We start from the raw sequence: 17,457 nt of genomic DNA, 5'->3' as shown, positions 1-17,457 counted from the left end.
TCGTGGCGTGGATGGTCGACGATGGCGACACTAGCGCGCCGCAACCGGTATCGACAGTACAGGACCCACCACTAGTGGGAATTAGTCGTCAAATGACAAATCCGCGACGGATTCACTTGCCAGGGCCCGATCTGTGCGCGAGGATCGGGCCGTGACCTCGCGAACCGGCAACGGCCATCTTCTGGACGACGTGTCCAAGCGGATCATCGAACAGCTCCAGGAGGACGGTCGACGGCCCTACGCCGCGATCGGCAAGGCGGTCGGCCTGTCCGAGGCGGCCGTCCGGCAGCGCGTGCAACGGCTGCTGGACGCCGGGGTCATGCAGATCGTGGCGGTCACCGACCCCTTGCAGGTCGGTTTCAGCCGCCAGGCCATGATCGGCGTCCGCGCCGAGGGCGACCTGTCCGCCGTGGCGGACCGGCTCGCCGAGATGCCGGAGGTCGACTACGTCGTGGTCACCGCCGGCAGCTTCGACCTCCTGGTCGAGGCGGTCTGCGAGGACGACGACGCGCTCCTCGACCTGATCAGCACGAGGATCCGCACCGTCCCGGGCGTCCGGAGCACCGAGACGTTCGTGTACCTGAAGCTGCGCAAGCAGCTCTACAACTGGGGAACCCGATGACGAGCACATCGCAGGGCGTCAACGCTCCTGCTAGCGCCACCACCACGCCGCGCGGCACCAACCGCAGCGACGCGGCCCGTGACCACCTGTGGATGCACTTCACCCGGCACTCCACGTACGAGAACGGCGGTCAGGTGCCGATCATCGTGCGCGGTGAGGGCGCCTACATCTGGGACGACCAGGGACGGCGCTACCTCGACGGGCTGGCCGGGCTGTTCACCGTGCAGGCCGGCCACGGCCGCACCGAGCTCGCCGAGGCTGCCCGCAAGCAGGCGGAGCAGCTGGCGTTCTTCCCGCTGTGGTCCTACGCCCACCCGGCGGCCATCGACCTGGCCGAGCGGCTCGCGCACGAGGCCCCCGGCGACCTCAACCGCGTCTTCTTCACCACCGGCGGTGGTGAGGCGGTGGAGACCGCGTGGAAGCTGGCGAAGCAGTACTACAAGCTGATCGGCAAGCCCACCAAGCACAAGGTGATCAGCCGCAACGTCGCGTACCACGGCACGCCGCAGGGCGCGCTGTCCATCACCGGCATCCCGGACGCCAAGGTGCCGTTCGAGCCGCTGGTACCGGGCGCGCACAAGGTGCCGAACACCAACCTGTACCGGGCGCCCGAGCACCTGCGCGAGGACGCCAAGGCGTTCGGCCGCTGGGCCGCGGAGCGGATCGCCGAGGCCATCGAGTTCGAGGGCCCCGACTCGGTCGCGGCCGTCTTCCTCGAGCCGGTGCAGAACTCGGGCGGCTGCTTCCCGCCGCCGCCCGGGTACTTCGAGCGGGTCCGGGAGATCTGCGACGAGTACGACGTCCTGCTGGTCAGCGACGAGACGATCTGCGCGTTCGGCCGGATCGGGGAGATCTTCGCCTGCAACGACTTCGGCTACGTGCCGGACATCATCACCTGCGCGAAGGGCATGACCTCGGGCTACTCCCCCATCGGCGCGATGATCGCCTCCGAGCGTCTGTTCGAGCCGTTCAAGTCCGGCCACACGTCGTTCCTGCACGGCTACACCTTCGGCGGTCACCCGGTGTCGGCCGCGGTCGCGATGGCCAACCTGGACATCTTCGAGCGCGAGGGCCTGGTGCAGCACGTGCACGAGAACGCCCCGCACTTCCGCGCGGCGCTGGAGAAGCTGAACGACCTGCCGATCGTCGGCGACGTGCGCGGCGAGGGCTTCTTCTACGGCATCGAGCTCGTGAAGGACAAGAGCACCCGCGAGACGTTCAACGACGACGAGGCCGAGCGCCTGCTGCGCGGTTTCCTGTCCAAGGCGCTCTACGACGCCGGCCTGTACTGCCGGGCCGACGACCGCGGCGACCCGGTCATCCAGCTCGCGCCGCCGCTGATCATCGGCCAGACCGAGTTCGACGACATCGAGCAGCGGCTGCGTGGCGTGCTGACCGAGGCCTGGTCGCGGCTGTGAGCGCTCTGCTGTGAGCCCCCGGCAGCCGGCGCCCCGCACCCAGGTGCGCCGGCTGCCGGACAAGCAGTCGCACGACCGCGCAGGCCTGGACCGGTTGCTCGACCACGCCCTGGTCGCGCACGTCGCGGTCGTGGCGGACGACGGGCAGCCGTTCGTGCTGCCGGTCGGCTTCGCCCGGGACGGCGACCGGCTGATCCTGCACGGCAGCAACGCCTCGCGGTTGTTCCGTGGGCTGGCGGCCGGAGCGCCGACCTGCGTGAGCGTCACCGCGCTCGACGGGCTGGTGGTCGCACGCAGCCAGTTCGAGTCGTCCATGCACTACCGCAGCGCCATGGTGCTCGGCCGGTGCACCGAGCTCACGGGAGACGAGAAGTCCGCCGCGCTGGCGACCTTGACCGAGCACCTGATGCCCGGCCGGGGCGCCGACGCCCGGCCGCCCTCAGCCAAGGAGCTCGCCGCCACGTGCGTGCTCGCGATCCCGTTGCAGGAGTGGTCGTTGAAGGTCTCGGACTCGCCCCCGGACGACGCTGACGAGGACCTGGACCGTCCGGTCTGGGCCGGCGTCGTCCCCCTGCTGCACCACTTCGGCCACCCGGTCGACGCGCCGGACCTGCGCGCGCCGCGCCCGGTCCCGGCCTACGTGCGGTCCTGGCCCGACGGGAGGAGCTGACGTGGACGCCCCGCAGTACGTGCTCTGGCAGTCCCAGCTGGACGGCGGCCCCGCCGCCACGGGCAGCCGCGCACCGCTGGACGGCGACACCACCGCGGACGTGTGCATCGTCGGCGCCGGCTACACCGGGCTGTGGACGGCGTACTACCTGACCCGCCGCGACCCGTCGCTGGACGTGCTGGTCGTCGAGGCGAACAGCGCCGGCTTCGGCGCGAGCGGCCGCAACGGCGGCTGGTGCTCGGCGTTGCTGCCGCAGGGCGTCGAGGCCATGGCCCGCCGGCACGGGCGCCCGGCGGCCCTGGCCATGCGCCAGGCCATGGTGGACACCGTGCGCGAGGTCGGCGACGTCGTCGCCGCCGAGCAGATCGACTGCGACTTCCGGCTCGGCGGCACCGTCGTGGTCGCTCGCAACCCCGCCCAGCTCGCCCGGGCCCGAGCCGAGGTCGAGCACGACCGGGCCTGGGACGGCATCGACGGCCTCGAGCTGTTGGATGCCGGGCAGACCCGCGAGCACATCGGCGTGGACGGCGCGCTGGGTGCGACGTACACGCCGCACTGCGCCCGGATCCAGCCCGCCAAGCTGGCCCGCGGCCTGGCGGACGTCGTCGAGCGGTCCGGGGTGCGGATCGCCGAGGGCACCCGCGCCACGTCGGTCTCCACCGGCGAGGTGACCACCGAGAGCGGCCGGGTCCGCGCCCGGCACGTGCTGCGGGCCACCGAGGCCTGGACGCCGGCACTGCACGGGCACCGCCGCGAGGTCGTCCCGGTGTACTCACTGATCATCGCCACCGAGCCGCTGCCCCCAGACTTCTGGGACACCGCCGGGCTGGCCCGCGGTGAGACGTTCAGCGAGCACCGGCACGTCATCGTCTACGGCCAGCGCACCGCGGACGACCGGCTGGTCTTCGGTGGCCGCGGGGCGCCGTACCACTACGGATCGTCGATCCGCCCGCACTTCGACCAGGAGCCCGCGGTCTTCGCCGCGCTCCAGTCCGCGCTGGTCGACCTCTTCCCAGCGGTCGAGGGCGCCGAGATCACCCACCGCTGGGGCGGCCCCCTGGGCATCGCCCGGGACTGGCACGCCAGCGTCGGGTACGACCCGGCGTCCGGCCTGGGAGCCGCGGGCGGCTACGTCGGTGACGGGGTCTCGACCACGAACCTGGCCGGGCGCACCCTGGCCGACCTGGTCACCGGCACCGAGAGCGAGCTGACCCGGCTGCCCTGGGTGGGCCATCGCTCACGCCGCTGGGAGCCGGAACCGTTGCGCTGGCTGGGCGTGAACGCCGGGCTGCGGCTCGCGCAGATGGCGGACGCCGAGGAGGCCCGGACCGGTCGCCCGGCCCGGTTGGGCCGGGTGCTGGACGCGCTGACCGGCCACTGACGTCACCAGACGATGCGGTCCCGGCCGGCTGACTTGGCCCTGTAGACCCGCTGGTCGGCCTGGCCGAGCAGCTCGGCCTGGCTCGCGCCGACGTGCTCGCTGGTCGAGGCCAGGCCCATGCTCGCGCGGACTCGGACGGCGCCGGTCAGCGGCGTCCAGTCCTCGGCCCGCAGGGCGTCCTGCACGAGCTCGCAGTACACGAGCGCACCGCTGGTCGACGTCCCGGGGATGACCATGAGGAACTCCTCGCCGCCCATTCTGGCCACGAAGCCGTTGTCCCCCAACGCTTCGGTGAGGATCTGCGCGACGCGCTTGAGGACCTCGTCGCCGACCGCGTGCGAGCACTCGTCGTTGACCCGCTTGAAGTGGTCGAGGTCGACGAACACGACGCTGACCGGCTGGCCTGAGTCGGCGTGCAGCTGGAGCAGCACGGGCAGGTGGTCGTCGACGTGCCGGCGGTTGAACAGCCCCGTCAGCGGATCGCGCAGGGACAGGTCCCGGAAGCGCTGGGTCTCCTGCTGGGCCTGCTCGGTCTCGAACACGGCCTGCAGCACCCCGGCCCGGGAGTCGACCTCGGCCGAGCTCTGCGCCCGCACCTCCTCCATGTACTGCTTGAGCTGCTCGAACGCCGCCTTGTACTGGCCGTTCGCCGCGGACAGCTCCGCCTGCTCACCGCGGGCACGCACCAGGATCCCGTCCAGCCCCCGAGCCCGGGCGACGTCCCGCACCTGCGCGAGCGTCGACTCGGCGGCCACGAGGTCGCCGTTGCGTCGCTGGGCCTCGGCGAGGGTCAGCAGGCACTCGGCGCGCGCGTCCGGCTCCGGGGTGTCGAGCTGGATGAGCTCGTCGCGCACCGGGCGCAGGGTCTCGATGGCCTCGACGATCTGCCCGACCGCGACCTGGATGCTGGCGATGGTGTCCAGGTAGGGCAGGTACGGCTCCTCGCCGCTCTCGGCGAGCAGGCGGGTGAGCCGGTCCGCGGAGACCAGCGCCAGGTCGAGCTCGCCGCCCTGGTACTCCGCGTACGCGCGGTTGTTCACGGTGAGCAGGATCAGGTCCGGGCGCTCCATCCGGGTGGAGAGCTGCTCGATCGCGTTGAAGCGCTCACGGGCCTGCTCAGCCAGGCTCGGGATCCGGCCCTGGGCGATGGCCAGGGTCATCATGTGGTCGATCCGGATGCGCTCCGGGGTGGCGTCGTCCATCAGCTCGACGGCCCGCATGGCGTGGTCGAGGAAGGTCGAGAAGTCGCCCAGGTGGTCGAAGAACGAGGCGAGCAGCCGGTGGCTGCGCGCGAGCACGTGGTTCTGGTGCGGCGAGCGCTCGAAGGCCCACCGGTTGACCTGGCGGGCGATCCGGGCGGCGGCCACGGTCTGGCCGTCCCGGGCCTGCACGTCGGCCTGGACCAGCAGGGCGCGCATGCGCTGGTCCTCGACGCCGAGCCAGTCGGCGACCCGCTCGAGCGTGACGGCGGGGTCGTAGGCGATCGCGCCGCGCTCCCAGGGCACCATCTCCAGCTCGTCCAGCGCCCGGGCGACGTCCTCGACGGTCCACTCGTGGTCCGAGCGCGCGAGCACGGCCGCGGCGATGATCGCGGCGCGGTCGGTGCCCTGGTGCGGGCGCTCGGTCGAGTTGGCTGTCACGACAACTAAATCGACCCGTCGAGCCCGGTTCTGAACCTTTCGTGACGGTGGCCGTGCTCACAGCGCCGCCGCCGACCCCGCACATATCCCGCTATCCGGGGTCATCCGCGCCGAATGAGCCCGGATAGCGGGCTATGTGCGGTCAGGCGGGGCGGTCAGCTGGGGTTGGGTGTCCAGCCGGGGCCGCGCAGGAGGTGACCGAACCGGTCCCGCCAGCGGACGTCGGCCTTGAGGTCCCGCCAGATCGCGACGTACTCGTGGGTGGCCACCACCAGGGGGTTGTACGTGCGCAGCTGGTGGGTCAGCCCGTAGATCACCCGCTCACCCTCCGGCTCGAAGCTGCGGAACAGCCGGTCCCAGACGATCAGGATGCCGCCGTAGTTGCGGTCCAGGTAGACGCCGTTCATGCCGTGGTGCACGCGGTGGTGGGACGGCGTGTTCATCACCCACTCGACCGGCCGCGGGAGGTGGTCGACCCGCTCGGTGTGCAGGAAGAACTGGTAGAGCAGGCTGATGGACTGCTGCAGGAAGATCGCCCACGGCGGCACGCCGAGCAGCGCCAGGGGCAGCCAGAACGGCAGCCCGCTGAACGGCGTCCACGTCTGCCGCAGGGCCGTCGAGAAGTTGTAGAACTGGCTCGAGTGGTGCACGACGTGGCTGGCCCACAACAGCCGGACCTCGTGGTGGGCGCGGTGGAACCAGTAGTAGGCGATGTCGTCGGCGAAGAACAGCAGCACCCACGCCCACCAGTTCGACATGTCGACGCGCAGCGGGGTCAGCTCGTAGACGCCGGCGTAGATGATCAGCGCCACCGTCTTGTAGCCGATGCCGACCACGACGTTGCCGATCCCCATGGACAGGCTCGTGGCGGTGTCCCGGACCTCGTACCCGATCTCGTCGTCGTCCGGCGCGAACCACAGGGACACCAGCTCGATCAGGATGAACAGGACGAAGAACGGGATCGCCATGGCGATGATGTCGATCATCAGGCGCTCCTTCCCGGACGTCGGCGCCGGCGGCTCGCCGGCCTCTGCTGGATCTCTTGGTGGATGGTCAGGGCCTGGCTGAGCAGGGCGTCCGCGCAGGCCGCCGCGCGATCGGCGTCGCCCGCGGCGATGGCCTCGGCGAGGTCGGCGTGCGGCTGGACGTCGCCGCGGTCGTCGGCGAGCAGGGCATCCATCAGGTCCGGCTGGGCGTCGATGGACTCGACGAGGCTGTTCAGCGCCAACCGGAACGCGAGGTTGTCGCTGGCGTCCACCACCAGAGCCCAGAAGTCGCGGTCGGCGGTCGCGTCGGCGGGGTCCGCGTAACGGGTGGCTGCGGTCTGGATCGCCCGCCGGGTGCCGGCGTCCGCCCGTTCGGCGGCCCGACGCGCGGCGTCGACGCCGATGCAGCGGCGCATCTCGAGACCGTCCCGCACCAACCGCTCGAGCCCTTCGTCCCCCGATCGCGCGAGGTGCCCGAGCAGGTCGAGGCCGGCCGTGCGGCGGACGTCGAGCACCCGGGTGCCGCCGCCGTGCACGACCTGCACGAAACCGGCCTCCTGCAACCGTTTCACCGCCTCACGGACCGCGTGCCGGTTCACTGCGAACGACACCGCGAGCTCGCGCTCGGGCGGCAGCTGGTCGCCGGGCGCGTAGCCACCACCGAGGACCGCGTCCCGCAGCTGGGCGAAGACGGTGTCGCTCACGGACTGCCGGGCGACCGGAGTGAACTGCGCTGTGGCCATCCCTCGATGATGCAGCACACAGGTCGGCTCATCAAGAGGTTGGACCAATTGGCTCAGCAAGCGCGGTCAAGCCGGCTGTCGGTGACCGGTCGTACGGTGGTCGACATGTACGAGACGGACGACGAGCTGGCCGCCCTGCAGACGCTCCTGGACGCCTCGCACGGGACGGCGACGAAGCACCTGCGGGACATCATCAACGACGAGCGGACGCTGTCCGCCACGGACCTGGCCGCGCTGCTCACCGGCATGAAGGTGCTGAGCCTGGCCACGGTCACCGCGCGCGGCGAGCCACGGATCAGTGCGGTCGACGGGCACTTCCTGCACGCCACGTGGACGTTCAGCACCAGCGGTGCCGCCGCGAAGGCCAAGCACCTGGAGCACCGGCCCGCGGTCAGCGTCGCGCACATCGACAACGAGGAGATCGCGGTCTTCGGGCACGGACAGGCCGAGCGGATGAGCGAGGCCGACACCGACTGGGCGCAGACCCTGGAGCACTGGACGGCGCACTACGGCAGCTCGCCGCTGACCTGGGGTGACGACATCCGGTTCTACCGGTTCCGACCGCACTGGATCGTCGGCTACGCCTGGAAACGCTCCGAGGTGCTGGCCAAGCGCGGGATCACGCCCGCCTGATCTCAGGAGCGCCTATTCAGGGCCGCGAAGCACCGGGGTCAACGCGTCCAGGACGGACGCGTCCTCGATGGTGGAGGGCACGTTCGGCGGCAGACCGTCCGCGATCTCCCGCATGGTCTTGCGCAGGATCTTCCCGCTGCGCGTCTTGGGCAGGGCCGCGACCACGTCCACCTGGCGCAGGGCCGCGACGGCGCCGACCTCGTCGCGCACCCGCTGCACGCACTCGGCCGCGACGACCGCCGGATCCCAGTCGCCGCCACCCTTGAGTACCACCAGACCGCGCGGCACCTGACCCTTCAACGGGTCCGCCACCCCGATCACGGCGCACTCGGCCACGGCGGGGTGACCCGCAAGTGCGGCCTCGAGCGAGCCTGTCGAGAGCCGGTGACCGGCGACGTTCAGCACGTCGTCGGTGCGCCCCATCACGTAGACGTAGCCGTCGTCGTCGACGTAGCCGCCATCGCCGGTCAGGTAGTACCCGGGGAAGGCCGAGAGGTACGACGAGACGTACCGCTCGTCGTCCCCCCACAGCGTCGGCAGCGTGCCGGGCGGCATCGGCAGCTTGAGGCAGATGGCGCCCTCGGCGCCGGCCGCCACCTGCTCCCCGGCCGGGTCGAGCACCCGGACGTCGTAGCCGGGCATCGGCACGGACGGCGACCCGGCCTTGATCGGCAGCGCGTCCAGCCCGACCGGGTTGGCGCAGATCGGCCAGCCGGTCTCGGTCTGCCACCAGTTGTCGACCACGGGCACGCCGAGGCGCGACGTCGCCCACTCGTAGGTGTCCGGGTCGAGCCGTTCACCAGCCAGGAAGAGTGTGCGCAGCCCGGACAGGTCGTGCTCGGCCATCCGGGCGCCATCCGGGTCGTCCTTCTTGATGGCCCGGATCGCGGTGGGCGCGGTGAACATGGCCCTGACCCCGTGCTCCTCGACGACCCGCCAGAAGGCGGACGCGTCCGGCGTCCCGACCGGTTTGCCTTCGTACAGCACGGTGGTGCACCCCGTGAGCAGCGGCGCGTACACGATGTAGGAGTGGCCGACGACCCAGCCCACGTCGCTGGCGGTGAACCAGGTCTCACCGGGCCGCACGCCGTACACGTTGGTCATCGACCAGCGCAGGGCGACGGCGTGGCCGCCGTTGTCACGCACGATGCCCTTGGGCTTGCCCGTGGTGCCGCTGGTGTAGAGCACGTACAGCGGGTCGGTCGCCGCGACGGGCACGCACTCGGCCGGCGGCACAGCACCCTCGCGCATCACGGTCTTCCAGTCGAGGTCCCGTTCCCCCATCGCCGCCTCGACCTGGGGACGCTGCAGGATCACGCAGGCGTCCGGCGTGTGCGACGCCCGCTCGATGGCCGCGTCCAGCAGCGGCTTGTACTCGACGACGCGGGAGGGCTCGACGCCGCACGACGCCGACACGATCACCTTCGGTTGCGCGTCGTCGATGCGGGCCGCGAGCTCGGCCGGCGCGAACCCCCCGAACACCACCGAGTGCACCGCACCGATCCGCGCGCACGCGAGCATCGCGATCGCCGCCTCCGGCACCATCGGCAGGTAGATGACGACCCGGTCCCCCGGCTCGACCCCCAGCGCCCGCAGCACCCCGCCGAACCTCGCCACCTGGTCCAGGAGCTGCGCGTACGTCAGCGTGCGCTTCGTGCCCGTGACGGGCGAGTCGTGGATGAGGGCGGGCTGGTCCGCCCGCCCGGCGATGACGTGCCGGTCCACCGCGTTGTAGCAGGTGTTCAGGGTCGCGCCGCTGAACCAGCGGTAGAACGGCGGCCGGTCGTCGTCCAGCGCCCGCGTCGGCGCCTTGATCCAGTCGATCAGCCCGGCCGCCTCACCCCAGAAGCCGTCCGGATCGCGCAGGCTCCGCTCGTGCGCCGCCTGCCAGGCCCCGGACGCCGTCCTCTGCTCAGCCGTCATGGCCGCATCCTGCCAGGATCAGGCCATGGCGTACGACGTGAGCGCGCTGCGCGCGCAGTTCCCCTCCCTGTCCGGCGGCACCGCGCACTTCGACGGCCCCGGCGGGTCGCAGACCCCGCAGGCGGTGGCGGACGCCGTCGCGCGGGCGTTGACGTCACCCATCGCCAACCGCGGCACCGTCACCGCCGCCGAACGGGCGGCCGACGAGATCGTGATCGGGGCCCGGTCGGCGATGGCCGACCTGCTCGGCGCCGACGCCGGCGGCGTGGTCTTCGGCCGCAGCATGACCCAGCTGACCTACGACCTGGCCCGCACCCTCGCGGCCGACTGGGGCCCAGGCGACGAGGTCGTCGTCACCCGGCTCGACCACGACGCCAACATCCGCCCGTGGGTGCAGGCCGCCGAGGCCGCCGGCGCCACCGTCTGCTGGGCGCACTTCGACCCCGCCACCGGCGAGCTCACCGCGGACGACGTCAGCGAGGCCACCAGCCACCGCACCCGCCTCGTCGCGGTCACCGGCGCCTCGAACCTGATCGGCACCCGGCCGCCGGTCGCCGAGATCGCCCAGCGCGCGCACGACCTCGGCGCCCTCGTCTTCGTGGACGGCGTGCACCTCACCGCGCACGCGCCGGTGGACGTCGCCGAGCTCGGTGCCGACGTGTTCGCCTGCTCGCCGTACAAGTTCCTCGGACCGCACTGCGGCGTGCTGGCCGCCGACCCGGCGCTCCTGGCCCGGCTGCGCCCGGCCAAGCTGCTCCCCTCGTCGGACGCCGTGCCCGAGCGCTTCGAGCTGGGCACCTTGCCGTACGAGCTGCTCGCGGGAACGACGGCCGCCGTCGATGTGCTGGCCGGCCTCGCCCCGACCGGCGGCACCCGCCGCGAACGCCTGCTGGCCGCGATGGCCGACGTGGAGCGGCACGAGGACGCACTGCGCGAGCGCCTCGAGCGTGGACTGGCCGCGCTGCCGTCCGTCACCCGCTGGTCCCGCGCCGGCCACCGCACGCCGACTCTGCTGCTCACCTTCGAGGGACGGGACGCGTCCGAGGCCTACGCCTTCCTGGCCGGGCGAGGCGTCAACGCCCCCGCCAGCTCGTTCTACGCCATCGAGGCCTCGCGCTGGCTGGGGCTGGGTGACACCGGCGGCCTGCGGCTGGGGCTGGCGCCCTACTCCACCGAGGAGGACGTCGACCGCGTGCTGGCCGCGCTGGCCGAGTTCGTCGCGTCCGCGGGGTGAACGTGCCGTCGGCACGCCCGGCGAGGTGACAGGCTGTGCTCGTGCGCTTCGACCCCACCGCCCTGCCGCCCGCCGTCCTGGAGTTCCTGCGCGAACGGCACCTGGCCACCCTCACCACGCTGCGCTCGGACGGCACCCCGCACGTCGTGCCCGTCGGGTTCACCTGGGACGACGAGGGGCAGGTCGCCCGGGTGATCACTAGCGGGGACAGCCAGAAGGCGTACAACGCGCTGCGCGGTGGCCGGGCCGCGATCTGCCAGGTCGATGGCCGGCGTTGGCTGACCGTCGAGGGCGAGGCCTCCGTGCTGGTGCACCCGCAGGCCGTCACGGACGCCGAGCAGCGGTACGCCGAGCGCTACCGGGTGCCGCGCGAGAACCCGGCCCGGGTCGTCCTGCAGATCAGCGTGGACCGGGTGCTCGGGCTGGTCTCGCCCAGCTCTTGATCTCGTACGTCGGCGCGCCGTGCTGCCCCTGCGCCACATAGCTCGCCGAGCCCGACGGCTCCAGCCCGAGCTCGGCAGCCAGTGCCCCGAGCACCAGTGGGTCGTCGGTCACTTCCCTGGTCTCCGTGGTCACGGGCTGGGCCGTGGCTACGGCTCGCGACGAGGCGCTCTTGTTCACCGTGGTCACCAGCCGGCCACCAGGTTCGATGACCCGGGCCGCCTCACGGACGAGGTCGAGCGGGTTGTCGACCAGGTGGAGGACCCACGAGAGCACCACGGCCCGGCACCCGGCGTCCGGCAGCGGTAGCGCCGCGCCGTCGCCTTGCACGAGGCACCCCGGCAGCCGTGACCCGGCCTGTCGAAGCATGCCCAGCGACACGTCGACGCCCAGCACCGGGTAGCCCCGGCGCCGCAGCTCCCCGGCCACCACGGCCGTCCCGGTGCCCACCTCCAGCACCGGCCCGCCCGGCCCTCCGGGCGGACCCAGCAGCTGAGCGAACGCGGCCGCAGCCAGGGCCCCGCGCGGCTCGCCGCCACGGGTGGCGTCGTAACCTGCGGCCTCGCTGTCGTAGAACCGCCGCAACCAGGCCGTGCGATCGTCGCTCACCGACCCGGCACCCTCATGCCGCGATCCGCTCAGCTGACCCGGCTGATCACGGACACGACGCGGTCCAGGAACCGGTCGACCGCCTTCTCGCTGTAGCCGCGGGCGCCGCGGCGGCTGGCGAACACGGCGCCCCGCAGCTCCTCCGCGGACAGGGCGGTCGCACCGTCGAAGTACTCGGCGATGTCGTCGCACATCATGTCGACCTGCTCGACGTCGTACGAGCGCTCCCACGCGGAGCCGCGCGCGAACCGGTCGCCGTGCGGGCGGCTCAGCCGGGCCCGCAGCACCTGCGCCTGCGCCGTCACGTCCTTCACGAAGCCGCGCTCGCCGAGCGAGCGGCGCTCGCCGGAGCGCTCCGTGGCGGCGATCTCGTCCTCGAGGCGGTCCAGCGCGGCGTCCACCGGCTCGACCTGGTACCCGCCGAGCTTGAGGTCGAACCCGACGCTGCGGATCAGGTTCGAGCTGACGCTGCCGCCGAGCGCCCGCGCGATGAAGGCATCGACCTGGCTGACGTCGTACCCCCGGGCCAGCTTGCCGACCCTGCGAAAGCGCATCGGGGCGCTCATGCTCCGCTCCTCGTGATCTCGCCGCTGCTGGTCCGACGGCGGTCGCTCGACCGCGCTCAGCAAGGGTAACCGTGCGTGACCCGCCGGGCGTGCAGGCTGGTCCGGACGCGCTGTGCTCGTGCTCACGCCGTGCTCAGATCGTGTTCGCCGCGAGCTGGCCGCACGCGCCGTCGATGTCCTGCCCGCGGGTGTCCCGGATCGTGGTGGGGATGCCGCGGGCCTCCAGCGCCGCGACGAACGCCTTCTCGACCTTCGGGTCGCTCGCCGTCCACTTCGAACCGGGGGTCGGGTTGAGCGGGATGGGGTTGACGTGGATCCAGCCGCGGCCTCGCTGGTTGAGCAGCTTGCCCAGCAGGTCCGCCCGCCAGGCCTGGTCGTTGATGTCCCGGATGAGGGCGTACTCGATGCTGACCCGGCGCCCGGTGGCCTCGAAGTACCGGTAGGCGGCGTCCAGGGCCTCGCCCACCTTCCACCGGGTGTTGATGGGCACCAGCTCGTCCCGCAGCTCGTCGTCCGGAGCGTGCAGGCTCAGCGCGAGCGTGACCGGGATGCCCTCGGCGGTGAGCCTGTCCATCGCCGGCACCAGACCGACCGTCGACATCGTGATGCCGCGCGCACTCAGGCCCAGCCCCTCCGGGCTGGGGTCGACCAGCCGGCGGATGGCACCGATGGAGGCCTTGTAGTTGGCGAGCGCCTCCCCCATGCCCATGAACACCACGTTCATGGAGCGCTTGTGCCCGCCGTGCCGCGCCGCCACCAGCCGAGCGCCGCGCACCACCTGCTCGACGATCTCTGCGGTCGACATGTTGCGGGTCAGACCGGCCTGCCCGGTCGCGCAGAACGGACAGTTCATCCCGCAGCCGGCCTGGCTGGAGATGCAGATCGTGCTGCGGTTCGCGTAGTGCATCAGGACGCTCTCGACGATCGCCCCGTCGAAGAGCCGCCAGGCCGTCTTGATGGTGTCCCCGGCGTCCGCCTCACGCTCGGTGATGACTGTCATCAGCGTCGGCAGCAGCGCGGCGACCAGCTCGTCGCGCCCGCTGGCCGGGAGGTCGGTCATCTGCTCGGGCTCGACGACGAGTCGCTCGAAGTAGTGCGTGGACAGCTGCTTGGCGCGGAAGGCCGGCAGGCCCGCCTCGCGCACGGCGTCGGCTCGCTCGGCCAGGGTCAGGTCGGCCAGGTGTCGCGGCGGCTTGGCGCGCCGGGGCGCCGCGAAGGTCAGCTGGCCGGGCTTCGGGGTGGTGTCCATATCCGCCCCAGTCTCTCAGGTGGTTCAGACGAACAGGTGCAGCAGGAGCCAGACCACGGGTGCGGCGATCACCAGGGAGTCCAGCCGGTCCATCACGCCGCCGTGTCCGGGCAGCACCGACCCCATGTCCTTGATGCCCAGGTCGCGCTTGATCATCGACTCGGACAGGTCACCCAGCGTGGCGGTCAGGACGGCCGCGAGCCCGACGATCGGTCCTGCCCACCACGGCCCGTCGAGCAGCAGCGGGACGGTGAGGGTGCCGGCCACGACGCACGCGATCGCCGATCCGGCAAAGCCCTCCCAGGACTTCTTGGGGCTCACCGACGGCGCCATCGGGTGCTTGCCGGCCACGACGCCGAGCGCGTAGCCGCCGATGTCGCTGGAGATCGTCACCACGATGAACGTGAAGACCCGCCAGGGGCCGTCTTCCTCGGCGAGCATCAGGACCACGAAGCCGGCCAGCAGCGGCAGGTACGCGGCGGCGAAGATCCCGCCCGCGACGTCCCGCAGCGCGCCGTCCGGGCCTTCCGACGTCCGCCAGATGACCACCGCGACCGCGGTGAGCACGAAGCAGACCGCTAGGGCCTGCCCGCCCGCCGTGTAGGCGGCGACAAGCATGGCTACGGCCCCGACGGCCACCGGGACCAGCGGTACCTTGACGTGCCGCTCGGCCAGCGCGTTGGTCAGCTCCCAGAGCGCGAGGCAGACCGCGACGGCGACGACGGCCAGGAACGCCTCGCGCCGGATGAACAGGCTCGCGACGACCACCGCACCCAGGCCCACGCCCACGCCGACGGCGGCGGGCAGGTTGCGCCCGGCGCGGCCGTGCTGACGGGCAGCCCGAGCCGCGACCCTGGAGGTCGGCGCGGCGGGCTGTGGCGCGCTGCTGGGGCTGTCGGTCACGATGGGCACTCGAGCAGGACGGATTCGATCCAGCGGGGGCTGGGTCACACCGCCAGCAGCTCGGACTCCTTGTGCTTGAGCAGGTCGTCGACGGTGTCGACGTACTTCTTGGTGGTTCCCTCGAGCTCCTTCTCGGCCCGGTTCCCCTCGTCCTCGCCGACCTCGCCGTCCTTGATGAGGTGGTCGAGGGACTCCTTCGCCTTGCGGCGGATGTTGCGGATGGAGATCTTCGCGTCCTCGGCCTTGGTGCGGGCGAGCTTGACGTACTCCTTGCGCCGCTCCTCGGTGAGCTGCGGCAGGACCACCCGGATGACGGTGCCGTCGTTGGCCGGGTTCGCACCGAGGTCGCTGTCGCGCAGCGTCTTCTCGATCTCGCTCATCGCACTCTTGTCGTAGGGCGTGATGAGGATGGTGCGAGCCTCCGGCGTCTGGAAGGAGGCGAGCTGCATGAGCGGCGTGGGGCTGCCGTAGTAGTCGACGGTGAGCTTGGTGAACATCGCCGGGTTGGCGCGCCCGGTGCGGATCGCCGCGAAGTCCTCCTTGGCGACCTCGACGGCCTTGGTCATCTTCTCTTCCGCGTCGAAGAGCGTCTCGTCGATCACTCGAACTCCTTGGCTGTGGCGCTGTCGGACGGGTCGTGCGGGGTGGAGCAGCAGGTCGGTCCGGTCAGCCGGCGACGACCCGCGTGCCGATCTTCTCACCCTGGATCGCGCGTGCCACGTTGCCCGCCCCCTCCATGCCGAACACCACCATCGGCATCGCATTCTCCATGCACAGCGCGAACGCCGTGGCGTCGGCCACCCGCAGCCCCCGCTGCAGCGCCTCGGCGTAGGTGATCGTGTCGAGCTTCGTCGCGGTGGGGTCCTTGCGCGGGTCGGCCGTGTAGACGCCGTCCACGCCGTTCTTGCCCATCAGGACGACGTCGCACTTGGTCTCCAGCGCCCGCTGGGCCGCGACGGTGTCGGTGGAGAAGAACGGCAGCCCGGCGCCGGCGCCGAAGATGACCACACGGCCCTTCTCCATGTGCCGGATCGCGCGCCTCGGGATGTACGGCTCGGCGACCTGGCCCATCGTGATGGCGGTCTGCACGCGGGTTTCGACACCCTCCTTCTCGAGGAAGTCCTGCAGCGCCAGGCAGTTCATCACGATGCCGAGCATGCCCATGTAGTCGGCGCGAGAGCGGTCCATGCCGCGCTGCTGGAGCTCGGAGCCGCGGAAGAAGTTGCCGCCGCCGATGACCATGGCGACCTGGACGCCGGTAGCGACGGCCGCCGCGACCTCGCGCGCCATGGCGCGCACCACGTCCGGGTCCAGGCCGACGGCACCCCCGCCGAACGCCTCACCGGAGAGCTTGAGCAGGACTCGCTCGTAGACGAGGTCCTGCCTGTCCTGGCGGATCTCCAGGTCAGGGGCGGTCTGGCTCACGGTGCTCTCCACGCGGTGTTCCCCCAGGGTGTTCGTCAGGCGTCCAGGGCAGTCTGCCCTACCGGAGGGTCGTCGGGCTAACGCAGAACGGGTGACGAACGCCGCAGGCCCCGCCCACCGTGAGGTGGGCGGGGCCTGCGGGAACTGCTGTGCTCAGCTGGTGCTCAGGCGCCGACCCGGAACCGGGCGAACGCGAGCGGCTTGACGCCGGCCTCGGTCAGCACGGCGCCGACGGTCTTCTTGCTGTCCTTCGCGAAGGGCTGCTCGATGAGCACCTTCTCCTTGAAGAAGCCGTTCACCCGGCCCTCGACGATCTTGGGCAGGGCGCCCTCGGGCTTGCCCTCCTCGACCGCCGTGTCGTGCGCGATGCGCCGCTCGGTCTCAACCGTCTCGGCCGGGACCTCCTCGCGGGTGACGAACGCCGTCTCCGGGAACGCGGCGATGTGCATCGCCACGTCGCGGGCGACCGGCGTCTCGCCGTCCACCGCGAACAGCACGCCGACCTGCGGGGGCAGGTCCGGGCTGGTCTTGTGCAGGTACGACGCGACGGCCGCACCCTCGACGCGGGCGACGCGACGGACCTCGATCTTCTCGCCGATGGCCGCGTTGGCCTCGTCGAGGATCTCGCGGACCTTCTTGCCGTCCAGCTCCGAGTCGAGCAACGTCTCGGCGTCCGCGGCACCGATGGCCACGGCCTGGTCGAGCACGCGCTGCGCTACCGCCTGGAACTTGTCGCCCTTGGCCACGAAGTCGGTCTCGCAGTTGACCTCGACCAGGGTGCCCACGCCACCGTCGACGTGGATCGCGACCAGACCGTTGCTGGCGTTGCGGCTCTCGCGCTTGGCGACGCCCTTCTGACCCTTGACGCGCAGGTACTCGACGGCCTTCTCGCGGTCGCCGTCAGACTCGTCCAGGGCCTTCTTGACGTCCATCATCCCGGCGCCGGTCTGCTCGCGGAGCGCCTTGATGTCGTCCAACGTGTAGTTCGCCATGCGGGTGGTTCTTCCTCTCGAA

18 protein-coding genes are annotated in these 17,457 nt (G+C 71.6%); 7 read left to right on the top strand and 11 right to left on the bottom strand.

The features are described 5' to 3' along the window. Window positions 1–133: 133 nt before the first annotated feature. Genes ABEB17_RS16890 through ABEB17_RS16875 form a run of 4 tightly spaced genes read left to right on the top strand, consistent with a single transcriptional unit; the run spans window position 134 to window position 4,091 of the window. Window positions 134–622 (top strand): Lrp/AsnC family transcriptional regulator, encoded by a 489-nt coding sequence (locus ABEB17_RS16890; RefSeq protein ID WP_378227154.1) that lies wholly within the window; start codon window positions 134–136, stop codon window positions 620–622. Next, window positions 619–2,040: an aspartate aminotransferase family protein gene (locus ABEB17_RS16885; RefSeq protein WP_345717892.1), complete on the top strand. Its 1,422-nt coding sequence runs from the start codon at window positions 619–621 to the stop codon at window positions 2,038–2,040. The genes ABEB17_RS16890 and ABEB17_RS16885 overlap by 4 nt, the downstream gene beginning before the upstream one ends. A 10-nt stretch (window positions 2,041–2,050) precedes the next feature. Beyond that, entirely contained in the window at window positions 2,051–2,710 is a 660-nt protein-coding gene (locus tag ABEB17_RS16880) for a pyridoxamine 5'-phosphate oxidase family protein (RefSeq protein WP_345717891.1), read from the top strand. Between the two features lies 1 nt (window position 2,711). Next, the gene (locus tag ABEB17_RS16875) at window positions 2,712–4,091 is read left to right on the top strand and encodes an NAD(P)/FAD-dependent oxidoreductase (protein WP_378227153.1); all 1,380 of its coding nucleotides are present in this window, start codon (window positions 2,712–2,714) and stop codon (window positions 4,089–4,091) included. Between the two features lie 2 nt (window positions 4,092–4,093). On the opposite strand, the gene ABEB17_RS16870 is transcribed toward ABEB17_RS16875, so the two are convergent. The 3 genes from ABEB17_RS16870 to ABEB17_RS16860 form a co-directional block, all read right to left on the bottom strand. Continuing rightward, a complete protein-coding gene (locus tag ABEB17_RS16870; protein WP_345717890.1) occupies window positions 4,094–5,731 on the bottom strand; it encodes a tetratricopeptide repeat-containing diguanylate cyclase in 1,638 nt (545 codons plus the stop codon). 155 nt (window positions 5,732–5,886) lie between these two features. Further along, window positions 5,887–6,717, bottom strand: a complete 831-nt coding sequence (locus ABEB17_RS16865; protein WP_345717889.1) for a sterol desaturase family protein — start codon at window positions 6,715–6,717, stop codon at window positions 5,887–5,889. After that, on the bottom strand, window positions 6,717–7,460 hold the full coding sequence (locus ABEB17_RS16860) for a FadR/GntR family transcriptional regulator (protein WP_345717888.1): 744 nt from the start codon (window positions 7,458–7,460) through the stop codon (window positions 6,717–6,719). The genes ABEB17_RS16865 and ABEB17_RS16860 overlap by 1 nt, the downstream gene beginning before the upstream one ends. A 105-nt stretch (window positions 7,461–7,565) precedes the next feature. Here ABEB17_RS16860 and ABEB17_RS16855 point away from each other — a divergent pair, with 105 nt between their 5' ends. Beyond that, window positions 7,566–8,093: a pyridoxamine 5'-phosphate oxidase family protein gene (locus ABEB17_RS16855; protein ID WP_345717887.1), complete on the top strand. Its 528-nt coding sequence runs from the start codon at window positions 7,566–7,568 to the stop codon at window positions 8,091–8,093. A 12-nt stretch (window positions 8,094–8,105) separates the two neighbouring features. On the opposite strand, the gene ABEB17_RS16850 is transcribed toward ABEB17_RS16855, so the two are convergent. Further along, window positions 8,106–10,016 carry a propionyl-CoA synthetase gene (locus tag ABEB17_RS16850; RefSeq protein ID WP_345717886.1) on the bottom strand — a complete coding sequence of 637 codons (1,911 nt, stop codon included), beginning with the start codon at window positions 10,014–10,016 and terminating at the stop codon, window positions 8,106–8,108. 25 nt (window positions 10,017–10,041) lie between these two features. Here ABEB17_RS16850 and ABEB17_RS16845 point away from each other — a divergent pair, with 25 nt between their 5' ends. Both ABEB17_RS16845 and ABEB17_RS16840 read left to right on the top strand, forming a co-directional pair. Further along, entirely contained in the window at window positions 10,042–11,250 is a 1,209-nt protein-coding gene (locus tag ABEB17_RS16845; protein WP_345717885.1) for a cysteine desulfurase-like protein, read from the top strand. Between the two features lie 41 nt (window positions 11,251–11,291). Further along, window positions 11,292–11,693, top strand: coding sequence for a PPOX class F420-dependent oxidoreductase (locus ABEB17_RS16840; RefSeq protein WP_345717884.1), 402 nt, complete (start codon window positions 11,292–11,294; stop codon window positions 11,691–11,693). On the opposite strand, the gene ABEB17_RS16835 is transcribed toward ABEB17_RS16840, so the two are convergent. The 7 genes from ABEB17_RS16835 to tsf all read right to left on the bottom strand — a co-directional run bounded on the left by ABEB17_RS16835 (window position 11,650) and on the right by tsf (window position 17,435). Further along, window positions 11,650–12,300 carry a class I SAM-dependent methyltransferase gene (locus ABEB17_RS16835; RefSeq protein ID WP_345717883.1) on the bottom strand — a complete coding sequence of 217 codons (651 nt, stop codon included), beginning with the start codon at window positions 12,298–12,300 and terminating at the stop codon, window positions 11,650–11,652. The genes ABEB17_RS16840 and ABEB17_RS16835 overlap by 44 nt on opposite strands. A gap of 29 nt (window positions 12,301–12,329) precedes the next feature. Further along, the gene (locus ABEB17_RS16830; RefSeq protein ID WP_345717882.1) at window positions 12,330–12,866 is read right to left on the bottom strand and encodes a DivIVA domain-containing protein; all 537 of its coding nucleotides are present in this window, start codon (window positions 12,864–12,866) and stop codon (window positions 12,330–12,332) included. A 133-nt stretch (window positions 12,867–12,999) separates the two neighbouring features. Further along, complete coding sequence (gene rlmN, locus ABEB17_RS16825; protein ID WP_345717881.1) at window positions 13,000–14,115, bottom strand: dual-specificity RNA methyltransferase RlmN; 1,116 nt, start codon at window positions 14,113–14,115, stop codon at window positions 13,000–13,002. Window positions 14,116–14,139: 24 nt separating this feature from the next. Beyond that, window positions 14,140–15,018, bottom strand: a complete 879-nt coding sequence (locus ABEB17_RS16820; protein WP_345717880.1) for a phosphatidate cytidylyltransferase — start codon at window positions 15,016–15,018, stop codon at window positions 14,140–14,142. A gap of 44 nt (window positions 15,019–15,062) precedes the next feature. Next, window positions 15,063–15,620, bottom strand: coding sequence for a ribosome recycling factor (gene frr, locus ABEB17_RS16815; protein ID WP_345717879.1), 558 nt, complete (start codon window positions 15,618–15,620; stop codon window positions 15,063–15,065). Between the two features lie 64 nt (window positions 15,621–15,684). Continuing rightward, window positions 15,685–16,443 carry a UMP kinase gene (gene pyrH, locus ABEB17_RS16810; RefSeq protein ID WP_345717878.1) on the bottom strand — a complete coding sequence of 253 codons (759 nt, stop codon included), beginning with the start codon at window positions 16,441–16,443 and terminating at the stop codon, window positions 15,685–15,687. Window positions 16,444–16,607: 164 nt separating this feature from the next. Beyond that, window positions 16,608–17,435, bottom strand: a complete 828-nt coding sequence (tsf, locus tag ABEB17_RS16805) for a translation elongation factor Ts (protein WP_345717877.1) — start codon at window positions 17,433–17,435, stop codon at window positions 16,608–16,610. Between the last annotated feature and the right edge of the window lie 22 nt (window positions 17,436–17,457).

This window comes from Angustibacter luteus (genome assembly GCF_039541115.1).
GTDB classification, from domain to species: Bacteria; Actinomycetota; Actinomycetes; order Actinomycetales; family Angustibacteraceae; genus Angustibacter; species Angustibacter luteus.
The sequence above is the reverse complement of the archived record's forward strand: the minus strand, read 5'-3'. Positions and strand labels throughout refer to the sequence as shown.